Source organism: Pseudomonas sp. GOM7, assembly GCF_026723825.1.
GTDB lineage: Bacteria > Pseudomonadota > Gammaproteobacteria > Pseudomonadales > Pseudomonadaceae > Aquipseudomonas.
This window is the reverse complement of sequence record NZ_CP113519.1, coordinates 2,787,323-2,805,025: the sequence shown is the minus strand read 5'-3', so window position 1 is coordinate 2,805,025 and position 17,703 is coordinate 2,787,323. Positions and strand designations below refer to the sequence as shown.

General features: G+C 67.4%; 2 protein-coding genes (1 of these 2 running past the window's edge). Both read left to right on the top strand.

Features of this window, described 5'->3' with window-relative positions; translation table 11 throughout:
• A protein-coding gene (locus tag OU800_RS12500) for a non-ribosomal peptide synthase/polyketide synthase (protein WP_268177598.1) crosses the window boundary here: on the top strand, nt 1–4,741 show its end. The gene continues 24,062 nt to the left of window position 1, outside the view; the window shows 4,741 of its 28,803 coding nt (coding positions 24,063–28,803); the start codon falls outside the window, past its left edge; its stop codon occupies nt 4,739–4,741.
• Nucleotides 4,738–17,703, top strand: coding sequence for a non-ribosomal peptide synthetase (locus OU800_RS12495; protein ID WP_268177596.1), 12,966 nt, complete (start codon nt 4,738–4,740; stop codon nt 17,701–17,703). Before OU800_RS12500 ends, OU800_RS12495 begins: the two co-directional genes overlap by 4 nt.

Below are 17,703 nucleotides of genomic sequence, written 5' to 3'. Positions count from 1 at the left end.
TGTGCCGCTGGATCCGGATTACCCGGCTGAACGCCTGACCTACCAGTTGCAGGATTGTGCGCCGAAAGCCGTGCTGATTCAGGGGGCTACGGTGGGCCTGCTCGACACCGTGGCGCCACTGATCGATATGGATTCCCTGGGCGACCAACCACAAGGCAACCCGGACGTTGAGGTTTCGGCTTCCCACCTGGCCTATGTGATCTACACCTCCGGCTCCACCGGTTTGCCCAAAGGCGTGCAGGTGGAACACGGCAATGTCAGCCGCCTGTTCAGTGCTACCCAGGCGCAGTTCAACTTCGGCACTAGCGACGTATGGACCCTGTTCCACTCGGTAGCCTTCGACTTCTCGGTCTGGGAAATCTGGGGCGCCCTGGCCCACGGTGGCGAACTGGTGATCGTGCCGTACGCCGTCAGCCGCTCGCCGCAGGATTTCTACGAACTGCTCTGCGAGCGTGGCGTCACGGTGTTGAACCAGACGCCAAGTGCCTTCCGTTCGCTGATCGCCGCCCAGGCCAGCAGTGAACAGTCGCACTCGCTGCGCCAGGTGATCTTCGGTGGCGAGGCGCTGGACACCGCGCTGCTCAAGCCCTGGTACGCGCAAGTGCGCAATGCCGGTACGCAACTGGTGAACATGTACGGCATCACCGAAACCACGGTGCACGTGACCTATCGCGCCCTGACGCCCGCCGATGCCCTGGCTGGAGTGAGCCCGATCGGCCAGGCCCTGGCCGACCTGAGCATCTATGTGCTGGACGCCAACCTAGAACCGCTGCCGGAAGGGGTGATCGGCGAGCTGTACGTTGGCGGTGCCGGCGTGGCGCGCGGTTATCTGAACCGCCCTGAGCTGAACGCCGAACGCTTCATTCAGCACCCAACCTTGGGCCGCCTGTACCGTACCGGCGACCTGGCGCGCTGGTCGCTGGACGGCGAGCTGCAGTATCTGGGCCGTAACGACGACCAGGTGAAGATCCGCGGTTTCCGTATCGAACTGGGCGAAATCGAAGCACAGCTACAGACCTGCGCTGGCGTGAGCGAAGCGGTAGTGATCGCCCGCGAGGACGTGCCCGGTGACAAACGCCTGGTGGCCTATGTGATGGGCGAGGGCGACCTGGACGCGGCCAGCCTGCGCAGCCAGTTGCAGACGCGCCTGGCCGAACATTTGCTGCCTGCCGCCTACGTGGTGATGCAGCAGTGGCCACTGACCGCCAACGGCAAGCTGGATCGCAAGGCGCTACCGGCGCCGGATGCCTCGGCGTTGGCCAGCCGTGCCTATGAAGCGCCGCAGACCGACACCGAACGCACCCTGGCGCAACTGTGGGCCGAGCTGCTGCAACTGGAGCAGGTGGGTCGCCACGATCACTTCTTCGAGCTGGGCGGTCACTCGCTGCTGGCGGTGAAGCTCATCGAGCGCATGCGTCAGCAGGGTCTGAGCGCCGATGTTCGCGTACTGTTCAATCAGCCGACCCTGGCCGCGCTGGCGGCTGCGGTGGGTGCAGAGCAGACACCGCAAGTCGAGGTGCCGCCTAACCTGATCTCGGCAGGCTGCACGCAGATCACTCCCGAGCTACTGCCGCTGATCGAGCTGGATCAGGCGAGCATCGACCAGATCACCCGGGGCGTGCCGGGTGGTGCGGCCAACGTGCAGGACATCTACCCGCTGGCACCGCTGCAGGAAGGCATTCTTTATCACCACCTGATCGCCGAACAGGGTGACCCCTACCTGCAATACGCGTTGCTGGCCTTCGACAGCCGCACACGCCTGCAGCAGTTCGCCGATGCCCTGCAACAGGTGATCGACCACCATGACATCCTGCGTACGGCGGTGCAGTGGGAAAACCTGGCTCAGCCGGTGCAAGTGGTGTGGCGTCAGGCACCGCTGCCGGTGGAGCTGGTGACCTTGCCCGACGCTGCAGGCAGCGTGGCCGAGCTGCTGTGCGCCGCGCTGGATCCACGCCAGCAGCGCCTGGATCTGCGTCAGGCACCGCTGATGCATATCGGTTATGCCGAAGATGCCGAAAACGGCCGCTGGCTGGGCGTGCTGCGTTTCCATCACCTGGTCGACGATGCCACCTCGCTGAGCCGCATGGGCGATGACATCCAGGCCCTGCTGGCCGGCCAGGGCCGCCAGGCGCTGCCGACTCAGGTGCCGTACCGCAACTACGTGGCCCAGGCGCGCCTGGGGGTCAGCAATGCAGAGCACGAGGCGTTCTTCCGCGAGCAACTGGGCGACATCAGCGAACCGACCCTGCCGTTCGGCCTGCGCGATGTACAAGGCGACGGCAGCGATATAGAAGAAGTCCGCCAGCCAGTCGCGGCGCACCTGGCCGAGGCCCTGCGCCAGCAGGCCCGCCGCCTGGGTGTCAGCCTGGCCAGCCTGTACCACCTGGCCTGGGCGCAGGTGCTGGGCGCGCTTACCGGGCAGGCCGACGTGGTGTTCGGTACGGTGCTCAGTGGCCGCCTGCAGGCCGGCGAAGGATCCGACCGGGCCCTGGGTATGTTCATCAACACCCTGCCGCTGCGTGTCAGCCTGGCGGGTCACACGGCACTGCAGGGCGTTGCCGCGACTCACGCACGCCTCAACGCCTTGCTGGCCCACGAGCATGCCTCGCTGGTGCTGGCCCAGCGCTGCAGCGGCGTGGCCGGCAACGTGCCGCTGTTCAGTGCCTTGATCAACTACCGTCACACGGATGGCAGCGCTGGCGAAACCGCCGGTTGGGAAGGCATCAGCCTGCTCGAAGGCCAGGAACGCACCAACTACCCGCTGACCCTGTCGGTGGACGATGGCGGCAGCCAGTTCGCCTTCTCGGTCATGGCTCCGGCAGAAGTGGGCGCGGCACGCCTATGCGGCTATGTCGAGCAGGCCCTGCGCGGCCTGGCCGAAGCGCTGGACGCCGCGCCGAGCCCGGCCCTGAGCCGGCTGGGCATCGTGCCGGCAGCCGAGCGTCAGCGCCTGCTCTACGAATTCAACGCCACCGTTGCCGACTACCCGCGGCAGGCCACCCTGCAGGATCTGTTCGAGGCCCAGGCGCAGCGTACCCCGCACCAGGTCGCGGTGAGCTTTGGCGAGCGGCAGTTGAGCTACGCCGAGCTGGAGCGCCAGGCCAACCGCCTGGCCCATCACCTGCAACCGCTGCTGGACGGGCGCAACGCCCCGGTGGCGCTGTGCGTGCCCCGCGGGTTGCCGATGCTGGTCGGCCTGCTGGGTATCCTCAAGGCCGGCGGCTGCTACGTGCCGCTGGACCCGGCCTATCCGGCCGAACGCCTGGACTACATGCTGCAGGACAGCGCGCCGGTGGCACTGCTGACCCTGGACGGCACGGCAGGCCCGCTAACCGCCGAGGGCATCCCGCTGATCGCCCTGGCCGACGACGCGGCCAGGCAGCACCAGCCCGACACCCCGCCGGTCTGCGAACGGGCGCCGGAGCACCTGGCCTATGTGATCTACACCTCCGGTTCCACCGGCCAGCCCAAGGGCGTGATGGTCGAGCAGCGCGGCCTGGTCAACCTGTTGTGGGCGATGGCCGAACTGACCGACCTGCAGGCCCACGACCGTCTGCTGGCGCTGACCACCCTGGGCTTCGACATCGCCGGCCTGGAGCTGTACCTGCCGCTGATCCGCGGCGCCTGCTGCGTGCTGCTGGCGCGTGAACAGGCGCAGGACGCCCAGCGCCTGGCCGCCGCCATCGAGCGCAGCGAAGCGACACTCATGCAGGCCACCCCGGCCACCTGGCGCATGCTGCTGGACAGCGGCTGGGCCGGTGCGCCAGGGCTCAAGGCGCTGTGCGGCGGCGAAGCACTGCCGAGCGAACTGGCGCGGCGCCTGCGGCCCAGGGTGGCGAAGCTGTGGAACGTCTATGGCCCGACCGAAACCACCATCTGGTCGTCGGCTGGAGAGGTACTCGACGCTGCCTTCGAGGGCGCCACGGTAAGCATCGGGCGGCCACTGGCCAACACACGCTTCTACCTGCTGGATGAACAGCAGCAACCGGTGCCGGAGGGCGGGGTGGGCGAGTTGTACATCGGTGGCGACGGGGTGGCGCGCGGTTATCTGAACCGTGCGGCACTGAGCGCCGAGCGTTTCCTGAACGATCCCTTCGTACCAGGCGCACGGATGTACCGCACCGGTGACCTGGCGCGCTACCGCAGCGACGCCAGCTTGGAGTTCCTGGGGCGCAACGACTTCCAGGTGAAGATCCGTGGTCACCGTATCGAGCTGGGCGAGATCGAAGCCCGCCTGGCCGCCCAGGCCCAGGTGCGCCAGGCGGTGGTCGGCGCTGTGCCGGATGCCAGCGGTGAATTGCGCCTGGTGGCCTGGTTCACCACCGAGGCCGGCATGCCGGAACCGGAAACCCTGCGGGCCCACCTGCTGGCCGAACTGCCGGCCTGGATGGTGCCGAGCGCCTACGTGCACCTGGCGGCATTGCCGCTGACGCCCAACGGCAAGCTCGATCGCAAGGCCTTGCCCGCACCGCAGGACGGCGCCCTGGCGCAAACGGACTATGAAGCACCCCAAGGTGAAGACGAATGCAGCATGGCGGCGCTGTGGGCCGCCGTGCTGAACGTGGAGCGGGTAGGCCGCCACGACGACTTCTTCGCCCTGGGCGGCCATTCGCTGCTGGCGGTGAGCCTGATGGAAAAACTGCGCCAGGTCGGTCTGGAGGCCGACGTGAAGCTGCTGTTTGAACAACCAACACTGGCGCAATACGTCGCGGCGCTGGAAAAGACGGAGATTGTGCTGTGAATGTGATCGACCTGTTGGCTGTACTGGAAGACAAGGGCATCGAGCTGTCGCTGAACGAAGACCAACTGCTGGTGCGTGGACGCAAGCAGTCGCTGGCCGAGCCTGCCACGCTGGCCTTGATCAAGGAGCACAAGCCGGCCCTGCTGCAGCATCTCAAAGGCGGCGACACGGCCGCTCAGGCGCCGGGCATTCCCGAGGGCTGCGCGCGCCTCACGCCCGAGCATGTGCCACACCTGGGGCTGAGCCAGGCACAGCTAGAGCGGATTGCCGCCAGCGTGCCGGGCGGCGCCGCCAACGTGCAGGACATCTACCCGCTGGCGCCGCTGCAGGAGGGCATCCTCTACCACCACATCAGCGCACGCCAGGGCGATCCCTACCTGTTGCAGTCGAGCTTCACCCTGGCCAACCGGGAACGCCTGGAGCAGTTCTGCGCTGCCCTGCAGGGAGTGATCGACCGCCACGACATCCTGCGTACCTCGCTGCATTGGCAGCAGCTCGATGCGCCGCTGCAGGTGGTATGGCGCCAGGCGCGCCTGAAAGTCACCGACATCAGTAACGAACTCGACCCGCAGCAGCCGCTGGCCAGCCAATGGCCCGCCAAGGTCGACCCGCGCCAGCATCGCCTGAATCTCAGCCAGGCCCCGCTGTTGCATCTGCTGGTCGGTGAAGACCGCACCGAACAGCGCTGGCAGGCGACGCTGCTGTTCCATCACCTGGCCATCGACCACGCGGCACTGGCGGTGGTACAGCAGGAAATGCAGGCCCTGCTGCTGGGCCAGGGTGCCAGCCTGCCGCCGGCGCTGCCGTACCGTGCTTATGTGGAACAGGCACGGCGCGCCGGCTCGAAACAGGAGCACGAGGCGTTCTTCACGCAGATGCTCGGTGACGTCAGCGAGCCGACCCTGGCGTTCGGCCAATATGACGTGCTGGGCGATGGCCAGGATGTGCTGGAGGCGCATCACGACCTGCCGGTCGCGCTGTGCCAGCGCCTGCATCAGCAGGCTCGCCAGCATGGCGTCAGTACCGCCAGCCTGTGCCACCTGGCCTGGGCGCGGCTGCTTGGCGCGCTGGCCGGACGTGATGAGGCGGTGTTCGGCACCGTGCTGCTGGGCAGCCTGTCGCGCGCCCAGCGTGGCGGGCAGTTGCTGGGCATGGTCATCAACACCCTGCCGATGCGTGTGGTGCTGCGCGAACAGAGCGTGGCTCAGGCGCTCAAGGCCACCCATGGCAGCCTGATCGCCCTGATGAACCACGAGCAGGCGCCGCTGGCCCTGGCGCAGCGCTGCAGCCAGGTGGCAGCACCGACGCCGCTATTCAACAGCCTGTTCAATTACCGCCACTCCGCGGCTCCCGCCGTGACCGACGCCGCTGCCGCCCAAGCCTGGCAGGGCATCACCACGCTGAGCGCCGAAGAGCGCACCAACTATCCCTTGCTACTGTCGGTGGATGACTTCGGCCAATCCCTGCGCCTCACCGTGCAAGCACTGCGCGACATCGATGCCGCAGCAGTGGCAGCCGCCATGGGCTGCGTGCTGGAACAACTAGCCAAGACCCTGGAACTGGGCGGCCATACGCCATTGCTGGATCTGCACGTGCTGCCAGCGGCGCAGCGCGCGCAGCTCCTGGCGTTGAACCCGGCAGCCAGCGACTATCCGCGCGAGCAGACCCTGCACGGCCTGTTCGCAGCCCAGGCCCAGACCAGCCCGGACGCCCTGGCCGTGATCGATGGCGAGGTTCTGCTGAGCTATGCCGAACTCAACACCCGTGCCAACCAGCTAGCTCATTACCTGGTCGTTCAAGGCGTTGTTCCAGGCAGCAAGGTGGCCTTGCTGCTGCCGCGCTCGGCTGACCTGCTGGTCGCGCAACTGGCCGTGCTCAAGTGCGCCGCAGCCTATGTGCCGCTGGACGTGCATGCTCCAGTGGAGCGTCAGGCCTTTATGCTCGACGACTGCCAGGCGGCGTGCCTGATCAGCCTTAGCCACGAACCGGGTGCCCACGACCTGCCGCGTCTGGATCTGGATCGCCTCGATCTGAGCGGCGAAGCCAGGCACGACCTGACAGTGGAGCAGGCCGCCGATACCCCGGCCTACGTGATGTACACCTCCGGTTCCACTGGTCAGCCAAAAGGCGTGGTGGTGCCGCATCGTGCCGTCGCCCGCCTGGTGCTGAACAACGGCTATGCCGAGTTCAACGCGCAGGATCGCGTGGCCTTCGCCGCCAACCCGGCGTTCGATGCCAGCACCCTGGAAGTCTGGGCACCGCTGCTCAATGGCGGCGCCGTGGTGGTGGTCGAGCAGAACATCCTGCTGGATCGCGCGCGCTTTGCTGCATTGCTCAGCGAGCAGGCGGTCAGCGTGCTGTGGCTCACCGCTGGCCTGTTCCATCAATACGCCGCCAGCCTGTACGGCGCCTTCAGCCACCTGCGCTACCTGATCGTTGGCGGCGACGTGCTGGATCCGGCGGTGATCGCCGGCGTACTTAAAAACGGCGCGCCGCAGCACCTGCTCAATGGCTACGGCCCGACCGAGGCCACGACGTTCTCCAGCACCTACGAGATTCGCGAAGCCGGGCAGGGCAGCGTGCCCATCGGTCGGCCGTTGGCCAACACCCAGCTATACGTCCTGGATGCCCAGCAGCAGTTGGCACCGCTGGGCGTGGCGGGTGAGCTGTATATCGGCGGCGATGGCCTGGCCGTGGGGTACCTCAACCAGCCGGAGCTGACTGCCGAGCGCTTCATCCAGCACGTCGAACTGGGTCGCCTGTACCGTACCGGCGACCTGGTGCGCTGGCGGGCGGACGGCAACCTGGAGTACCTGGGGCGTAACGACAGTCAGATCAAGCTGCGCGGTTTCCGTATCGAACTGGGCGAAATCGAAGCCTCCCTGGCCCGATACAACGGTATCGAAGCCAGCGCCGTGCTGCTGCGTGAAGACACGCCGGGCGACAAACGCCTGGTTGCCTACTTCACCGCCACGCAAGCCGTGGCCATCGAAGCCCTGCGCGATCATCTGCAAGGTGAGCTGCCGGAGTACATGGTGCCGAGCGCCTATGTGCAGTTGGACAGCCTGCCGCTGACGGCCAATGGCAAGCTTGATCGCAAGGCCCTGCCAGCGCCGGATGCCAGTGCATTGCTGAGCCGCGCCTATGAAGCGCCGCAGACCGATACCGAACGCACCCTGGCAGCCATCTGGCAGAGCCTGCTGGGTGTGGAGCAGGTGGGGCGGCACGACAACTTCTTCGAGCTGGGTGGCCACTCGCTGCTGGCGGTGAGCCTGGTCGAGCGCATGCGCGAACAGGGCCTGAGTGCCGATGTGCGCGTGCTGTTCAGCCAGCCTACGCTGGCCGCGCTGGCTGCTGCCGTAGGGGAAAGCAACGACATCAAAGTGCCGGACAACCTGATTCCACAGGGCTGCACCCGGATCACCCCGGAACTGCTGCCGCTGGTGGAGCTGCAACAAAGCGAAATCGACCGCATAAGTGCTCAGGTGCCTGGCGGCGCGGCGAATATCCAGGACATCTACCCGTTGGCGCCGCTGCAGGAAGGCATCCTCTATCACCACCTCAGCGCCGAAGGGCGTGACCCTTATGTGTTGCAGGCGACCTTCAAGGCGGCCGACGATCAGCGCCTGGCAGACTTCTGCCAGGCGCTGCAAGGGGTGATCGACCGCCACGACATCCTGCGCACCGCGGTGTTCTGGGAGCAACTGTCGCAACCGCTGCAGGTGGTTCTGCGCCAGGCCTCGCTGGTGGTCGAGCGGCTGGAGCTGGATGGCCCTGACGCTACGCTGGCCGAGCGACTGCAGGCGCAGGTAGGCGAGGGCGCCTACCGTTTCGATCTGCGTCAACCGCCGCTGTTGCGGCTGTCCTGCGCACGCTGCCCCGGCAGTGGCGAGTGGGTGATGCTGTTGCTGTTCCACCACCTGATCCTCGACCACACCGCCCTGGAAGTGGTGCGTCAGGACATGCAGGCCCTGCTGCTGGGTGAAGGCCAGCGCCTGCCGCCGGCTATGCCTTACCGCAACTATGTGGCACAGGCTCGGCTAGGCGCCGGGCAGGCCGCGCAGGAAGCCTTCTTCCGAGACATGCTCGGTGACATCGACGAACCCACCCTGGCCTATGGACATCCGGTTTCGCAGCTCGATGGCAGCAGCGAAGCGCGGCTGCCCCTCGACAGAGGCACTGGTCTGCGCCTGCGTGCCCAGGCCCGGCAGCGTGGTGTCAGTGCCGCCAGCCTGATGCACCTGGCCTGGGGGCGCGTGCTGGCCGCACTGGCCGGTCGCGAGCAGGTGGTGTTCGGCACGGTGCTGATGGGCCGCCTGCAGGCCGGCGAGGGGGCCGACCGTGCCCTGGGCATGTTCATCAATACCCTGCCGCTGCGCCTGGCCATCGATGCGCGGCCGCTGAGCGAAGCGTTGCGCGACACCCATGCCCGGCTCAGCGGGCTGCTGGTTCACGAGCACGCGTCACTGTCGCTGGCCCAGCGCTGCAGTGGCGTCGCGGCGCCGGCACCGCTGTTCAACAGCCTGTTCAATTACCGTCACAGCGCGGTAGACAACTCGGCCAGCAGCGCGCAGGCCTGGCAAGGCATCGAAGCCCTGGCCAACGAGGAGCACACCCACTATCCGCTGGCGGTGTCGGTGGATGACCTGGGCGAAGCCTTCAGTGTCACGGTGCTGGCCGCGCAAGGCCTGGATGCATCGGCCATTGGCCAGCGCCTGTGTGCCACGCTGGCGGCCCTGGCCGATGCGCTGGAATGCGAACCCCAGGCGCCGTTGTGCGCGTTGCCAGTGGTGAATGCAGATGAACGCCAGCAACTGCTGGAAGCCTTCAATGCCACTGCCAGGCCTTACCCCCGCGAAGCGACCCTGCAGGCGCTGTTCGAGAGCCAGGTGGCCGAACGGCCGCAGGCGACCGCAGCGGTCCACGGCGATGAGCGCCTGAGCTATGCCCAGCTCAACACCCGGGCCAACCAGTTGGCGCATGGCCTGCGGGAACGCGGTGTGGTGGCCGGCACCACGGTGGCGATCCTGCTGCCGCGCTCGCTCGACCTGCTGGTCGCGCAACTAGCCATCCTCAAGTGCGCAGCGGTGTACGTGCCGCTGGACATCCATGCGCCTGCCGAGCGCCAGAGCTTCATGCTCGGTGACAGCGGTGCGGCCTGGCTGCTCAGCCACAGCAGCCTGGAGGCGCCGGCTACACCGCGGCTGGATCTGGACACCCTGGAGCTGGCCGCTTACCCGCAGCACAACCCGCCCTGCGCCAGTACGGCCCTGACGCCGGCCTACATCATGTACACCTCCGGTTCCACCGGCACGCCCAAGGGCGTGATCGCGGTGCAGCGGGGTATCGTCAAGCTGGTGCGCAACAATGGCTACGCCGACTTCGACAGCCAGGATCGCCTCGCTTTCGCCTCCAACCCGGCCTTCGACGCCAGCACCATGGAAGTCTGGGGCGCGCTGCTCAACGGCGGCCAGGTGGTGGTCATCGACCATGAGCTGTTGCTCGATCCGCCGCGCCTGGCCGAGGCGCTGGCGCACCACGAAGTGACGGTGCTGTTCGTCACCACGGCAGTGTTCAACCAGTACGTGGCGTTGATCGGCCCGGCCCTGGCGAAACTGCGCGTGCTGCTGTGTGGCGGTGAGCGTGCCGACGCCCAGGTCTTCCGCGACCTGCTGGCGATTGCCCCGCACTTGCGTCTGGTGCATTGCTATGGCCCGACCGAGACCACCACCTACGCGACCACCGAGTGGGTGACCGAGGTGCCCGAGGGCCAGGATTTCGTGCCCATCGGCAAGCCGTTGGCCAACACCCAGGTGTACGTGCTCGATGAGCACCAGCAGTTGCTGCCGCAGGGGTTGCCGGGAGAAATCTGCATCGGCGGAGACGGCATGGCCCAGGGTTACCTGAACCGCCCCGAGCTGGATGCACGCAGTTTCATCCGCGACCCGTTCAGCGCCGAGCCGGACGCACGGCTGTACCGTTCCGGCGACCTGGGGCGCTGGTCGGAAGACGGGCGCCTGGAACACCTGGGCCGCAAGGATGGCCAAGTGAAGATCCGTGGTTTCCGCATCGAACCGGGTGAAATCGAAGCGCGCCTGCATGCCTGCCCGGGCCTGCACCAGGGCGCCGTCGTGGTGCGCGATGATGCACCGGGCGGCAAGCTGCTGGTGGCCTATTACACCGCCGAGCAGGCCCTGGCACCGGAAACGGTGCGTAGTTGGCTGAGCGACGCGTTGCCCGACTACATGGTGCCGGCAGCGTGCATATGCCTGGAACACTGGCCGCTCAACGGCAATGGCAAGCTCGACCGCAAGGCGCTGCCGGCGCCCGATCCGCAGGCCCTCGCTGGAGAGGTCTACCAGGCACCGCAGGGCCCGCTGGAGGTGCAACTCGCGCAACTCTGGCAGGACGTGCTCAAGGTGCCCAGGGTCGGTCGCCAAGACAACTTCTTCAGCCTTGGCGGGCACTCGCTACTGGCCGTGACGCTCATCGAGCGCATGCGCCAGCAGGGCCTGGCGGCCGACGTCAAAGTGCTGTTCGGCCAGCCGACCGTGGCCGCGCTGGCCGCTGCGCTGGGCCAGGTACAGGAACAGACGGTTCCGGCCAACCTGATTCCGCCAGGCTGCACGCGACTGACGCCGGCCATGCTGCCGCTGGCAAGCCTCGATCAGGCCAGCCTGGATGCCATCGTCGCGCAGGTGCCGGGCGGTGCCGCCAACGTACAGGACATCTATGCCCTGGCCCCCCTGCAAGAGGGCCTGCTGTACCACCACGCGGCCGCCACCGAGGGAGACCCGTTCATTCTGCAGTCGCTGTTCAGCGTCGACAGCCAGGCGCGCCTGGAGCAGGTGACACGCGCCCTGCAGGCGGTGATCGAACGGCATGACGCACTGCGCACCGCCGTCTTCTGGCAAGGGCTGGAGCGTCCGGTGCAGGTGGTGCTGCGCCAGGCGCGGCTGCGCTGCGAGGTGATCGAACTGCCGGCCGGCGAGGGCGATGCCGTTGCGCGCATGCATCAGCGCCATGACGCCAGCCGCTACCGCATGGATCTGCGTCATGCGCCCCTGCTGGAGCTGCACGCCGCCTGGGACGGCGCCATGCAGCGCTTCGTGGTGGCCCTGGTGTTCCATCACCTGATCCTCGACCACGTGGCCTTCGACGTGGTCATCGAAGAAATGCAGCGCCTGATGCTCGAACCGACCGCCCAGTTGCCGGAGCCGGTGCCGTACCGCCACTACATCGCCCAGGTGTGCCAGGGCGCCACGCCAGAGCAGGACGAACGCTTCTTCCATGAGCTGTTGCAGGACGTTCGCGAACCGACCCTGCCATTTGGCCTGGATACCGCCGTGGGTACCCCGCAAGAGGTGCAGCACGCCTGCGACCCCGCACTGGCGGAACGCGCCCGGCAGCTAACCCAGCGCCTGGGCGTCAGCGCGGCGAGCCTCTGGCACCTGGCCTGGGGCGTGCTGGTCGGCCACCTGGCCGGGCGCCAGGATGTGGTGTTCGGCACCGTACTGATGGGCCGTCTGCGTGGCGGTGAAGGGGCCGACCGCGCGGTGGGGATGTTCATCAACACCCTGCCGCTGCGCCTGGACACCGGCAGCGCCAGCGTTACCGATGGCTTGCAGCTGGCCCATCGCCGGCTCAGCGAATTGCTCGCCCATGAGCAGGCGCCGTTGGCGCTGGCCCAGCGTTGCAGCGGCGTAGCCGCGCCGGCGCCGCTGTTCGGCGCCTTGCTCAACTACCGCCACAGTCCGGTGGACGACTCGGAGCAGGCGCATGTGGCCTGGCAGGGCATTACCGGCCTGCAGGCCCATGAACGCACCTCGTACCCGCTGTCGCTGGCAGTGGATGACCTGGGCCGGCGCGGCTTCAAGGTCACCGTACAGGCCACCGGTGGGGTGGATGCGCAATGTGTCCAGCAGTACCTGATGTGCACCCTGCAGAGCCTGATCGAGGCCCTGGAGCAGCAACCGCAACTGCCCCTGCAGCAGATGCAGGTACTGCCTGGCGCAGCACGCCAGCGCCTGCTCTACGAATTCAACGCCACCGCCGCCGACTACCCGCGCCAGGCCACCCTGCAGGATCTGTTCGAGGCCCAGGCGCAGCGCACGCCGAGCCAGGTCGCGGTGAGCTTTGGTGAGCAGCAGTTGAGCTACGCCGAGCTGGAGCGCCAGGCCAACCGCCTGGCCCATCACCTGCAACCGCTGCTGGACGGGCGCAACGCCCCGGTGGCGCTGTGCGTGCCACGCGGGCTGCCGATGCTGGTCGGCCTGCTGGGTATCCTCAAGGCCGGCGGCTGCTACGTACCGCTGGACCCGGCCTATCCGGCCGAACGTCTGGACTACATGCTGCAGGACAGCGCGCCGGTGGCACTGCTGACCCTGGACGGCACGGCAGGCCCGCTAACCGCCGAGGGCATCCCGCTGATCGCCCTGGCCGACGACGCGGCCAGGCAGCACCAGCCCGACACCCCGCCAGTTTGCGAACGGGCGCCGGAGCACCTGGCCTACGTGATCTACACCTCCGGTTCCACCGGCCAGCCCAAGGGCGTGATGGTCGAGCAGCGCGGCCTGGTCAACCTATTGTGGGCGATGGCCGAACTGACCGACCTGCAGGCCCACGACCGCCTGCTGGCGCTGACCACCCTGGGCTTCGACATCGCCGGCCTGGAGCTGTACCTGCCGCTTATTCGCGGCGCCTGCTGCGTGCTGCTGGCGCGTGAACAGGCGCAGGACGCCCAGCGCCTGGCCGCCGCCATCGAGCACAGCGAAGCGACACTCATGCAGGCCACCCCGGCCACCTGGCGCATGCTGCTGGACAGCGGCTGGGCCGGTGCGCCAGGGCTCAAGGCGCTGTGCGGCGGCGAAGCACTGCCGAGCGAACTGGCGCAGCGCCTGCGACCCAGGGTGGCGGCGCTATGGAACGTCTATGGCCCGACCGAAACCACCATCTGGTCGTCGGCCGGTGAGGTGCTCGACGCTGCCTTCGAGGGCGCCACGGTAAGCATCGGGCGGCCACTGGCCAATACGCGCTTCTACGTGCTGGATGAGCAACAGCAACCGGTGCCGGAGGGCGGGGTGGGCGAGCTGTACATCGGTGGCGACGGGGTGGCGCGCGGTTATCTGAACCGTGCGGCACTGAGCGCCGAGCGTTTCCTGAACGATCCCTTCGTACCAGGCGCACGGATGTACCGCACCGGTGACCTGGCGCGCTACCGCAGCGACGCCAGCCTGGAGTTCCTCGGTCGCAACGACTTCCAGGTGAAGATCCGTGGTCACCGTATCGAGCTGGGCGAAGTGGAAGCCCAGCTCGCCGGCTTGCCGCAAGTGCGCCAGGCCGTGGTCGGCGCACGCCCCGATGCCGCAGGCGATCTGCAACTGGTGGCCTGGTACACCGGCCAGCCACTGGCCGAGGCCTCGCTGCGCGATACGCTGAGCCGGGCGCTGCCAGCCTTCATGCTGCCAACACGCTTCATGCACCTGGACAGCCTGCCGCTGACCCCCAACGGCAAGCTTGATCGCAACGCCTTGCCGCTGCCGGAGGTAGACGCGGTGGCCGATTACGTGGCCCCGCAGGGCGAGCTGGAAACCCGCCTGGCGGAGCTGTGGGCGTCACTGCTGCAGGTGCCGCAGGTCGGTCGCGAGCATGACTTCTTCGCCCTGGGCGGGCACTCGCTGCTGGCCATGCGCTTGTTGGCCCGGATCCGCGAGCAACTGGGGCAGGAACTGAGCCTGCGCGCGCTGTTCGAGCAGCCCACGCTCAAGGCCATGGCTCGTCAGCTAGAGCCGCTGCATGGCGTGGCGACGCCGGTGATCATCCCCGCCGGGCATCAGGGCCAGGCACCGCTGACCTTCGCCCAGCAACGCCTGCTGTTCCTGGCCCGGCTGGAGGGGGCCAGTGCGGCCTACCACCTGCCGGTTGCGCTGCGCCTGGAAGGCGTGCTGGACACGCCGGCGCTGGAGCGTGCGCTGCTGCGTATCGTCGAGCGCCATGAGGTGCTGCGCACCGTTTTCCGCGACCAGGGCCGGCAGCACATCGTGTCGGCGCCGGGCGGCTTTGCCCTGCGCCAGCTCGACTGGAGCGGTCGCACCGACAGCCAGGCGGCGCTGGCCGCGCTCGGCGAGGAATACGCCTGCAGCCCCTTCGACCTGGCAAACGGGCCGCTGCTGCGTGCCTGCCTGGTGCGCCTGGAAGAGCGCCAGCACGTGCTGCTGGTCACCCTGCATCACCTGATTGCCGACGGCGTGTCGATGGGCATCCTGACTCAGGAACTGAGCGCGCTCTACCAGGCGTTCAGCCAGAACCAGGCTGACCCGCTGCCAGCGCTGCCGGTGCAATACGCCGACTACGCCGTTTGGCAGCAGCGTCTGCTGCAAAGCGATGCCTGGCAGGCCCAGGTGCAGTGGTGGCAAGACACCCTGAGCCAAGCGCCGACGCTGCTCAGCCTACCCACCGACCTGCCGCGACCGGCCACCCAGAGCTATGCCGGGGCACGCCTGGCGGTGTGCCTGGATTCGGCCTTGACCACGCAGCTCAAGGCCTTCAGCCAGCGTCATGGCGCCACCCTGTACATGACCGTGCTGGCGGCCTGGGCGGTGGTGCTGGGACGCCTGGCCGACCAGCGCCAGGTGGTGATCGGCTCCCCGGTCGCCAACCGTGCCAGCGAGCAGGTGGAGGGCGTGATCGGCCTGTTCGCCAACACCCTGGCGCTGCCCGTCAGGCTCGAAGACGGTGTCGACAGTGTCACGCTGCTGCAACAGGTACGCACTCTGAGCCTGGAGGCCCAGGCCCGCCAGGCGGTGCCGTTCGAGCATGTGGTGGAGCGCGTCAAGCCATTGCGCAGCCTGGCCTACAGCCCGCTGTTCCAGGTCATGCTGGCCTGGCAGAACCAGGCGCCTGGCGAGTTGGCACTGGGTGAGCTGCGCCTGAGCAACCTGCCGGCACCGACCGGAACTGCCAAGTTTGACCTGACCCTTGAGCTGGGCGAGTTCGACGGTTGCCTGCAGGGCAGCCTGGAATACGCTACGGCGCTGTTCCTGCCCGCTACCGCCGAGCGTCATCGGGATTATCTGGAACGCGTTCTGCGTGCGATGGTCGCCGAGCCAGAACGTGCCCTGGACAGCGTGGCGCTGCCAGGCGCCGCTGAACTTGAGCAGCTCAACAGCTTCAACGCCAGCGCCATGCCCTGGCCGCAGGAGCAGACCCTTCACGGGCTGTTCGAGGCGCAGGCGGCGCGTACGCCAGTGGCCCAAGCCGTGGCGCATGGCGGCCTGGTGCTGACCTATGCGCAGCTCAACGAACGTGCCAACCGGCTGGCGCAGCATCTGATCGCCCAGGGTGTAGTGCCCGATGCGCGGGTGGGTATCTGCCTGCAACGCGGTGCGCCGATGCTGCTGGCCATGCTCGCCGTGCTCAAGGCCGGCGGTGCCTATGTGCCGCTGGATCCCAATTACCCGGCTGAACGTATCGCCTACATGCTGCAAGACAGCGAACCAGCGGCGGTGATTGGCCAGGACGCCACCCTGGCGCTGCTTGGCGACCGATCGGTGGTAAATCTGGATAGCTTCGACTGGATCTGCGAGGTACAGGGCAACCCGGTGGTGCCAAGCCTGACCTCGTCCAACCTGGCGTACCTGATCTACACCTCCGGCTCCACCGGGTTGCCGAAAGGGGTGATGATCGAGCATCGCAACACGGTCAACTTCCTCACCTGGGCGCAACAGGCCTTCGAGCCTGAAGTGCTGCAGAACACGCTGTTTTCCACCTCGCTGAACTTCGACCTGGCGGTGTACGAGTGCTTTGCGCCGTTGACCACCGGGGGCTGCGTGCATGTGGTGGAAAACGCCCTGGCTGCCAGGGAAGCCAATGTCAGCCTGATCAATACCGTACCGTCCGCACTTAAAGCACTACTGGAATCCGGTGGCCTGAACGAAGGCGTGCATACCGTCAACGTCGCCGGCGAGGCCTTGAAAGGCTCGCTGGTCGACAAGCTCTTCGCCGAAACCTCAGTGCAGCGCCTGTGCAACCTCTATGGCCCGTCGGAAACCACCACCTATTCCAGTTGGGTGGCCATGGATCGTGCCAACGGCTTCGTGCCGCATATCGGCAAGCCGGTGGGCAATACCCAGTTCTACCTGCTCGACGAGCACCGTCAGCCGGTGCCTTTGGGCGTGGCCGGCGAGTTGTACATTGGCGGTGCCGGTGTCGCCCGTGGCTACCTGAACCGCGACGATCTCACCGCCGAACGCTTCCTCGCTGACCCATTCAGCCGCGAGCCGGGCGCGCGCATGTACCGAACCGGCGACCTGGCGCGCTGGTTGGCGGACGGCAACCTGGAGTACCTGGGGCGTAACGACGACCAGGTGAAGATCCGTGGTTTCCGTATCGAGCTGGGCGAAATCGAGGCGTGTCTGGCGCAGCACCCCGGGGTGATGGATGTGGCGGTGATGGCCCGCGAGGATGCGCCAGGCGACCTGCGTCTGGTGGCCTATCTGCGTGCCGAGCAGCCCCTGCAGCCAGAGGCACTGCGCGCGTATCTGCACGGGCAGTTGCCACAGTACATGGTGCCTGCGGCCTATGTGCAACTGGCCAGCCTCCCGTTGACCCCCAATGGCAAGCTCGACCGCAAGGCGTTGCCCGCGCCGGACGCCACGGCTTACCCAAGCCGCAGCTACGAGGCGCCGCAAGCGGGAACCGAGACGCTGCTGGCGGAGCTGTGGAAAGAGCTGTTGAACCTTGAACAGGTCGGCCGCCATGACCACTTCTTTGAACTGGGTGGGCATTCGCTGCTGGCGGTGACGCTGGTGGAACGGCTTGAACGCCAGGGCCTGGAGGTGGATATCCAGGTGCTGTTCGGCCAGTCCACCCTGGCCGCACTGGCGGCGGCCACGCGGCCCAGCCAGAGCTTGCAGGTGCCGCCGTCGCGCATCCCCGCGCTGCAACGCAAACGCCGCATCTGA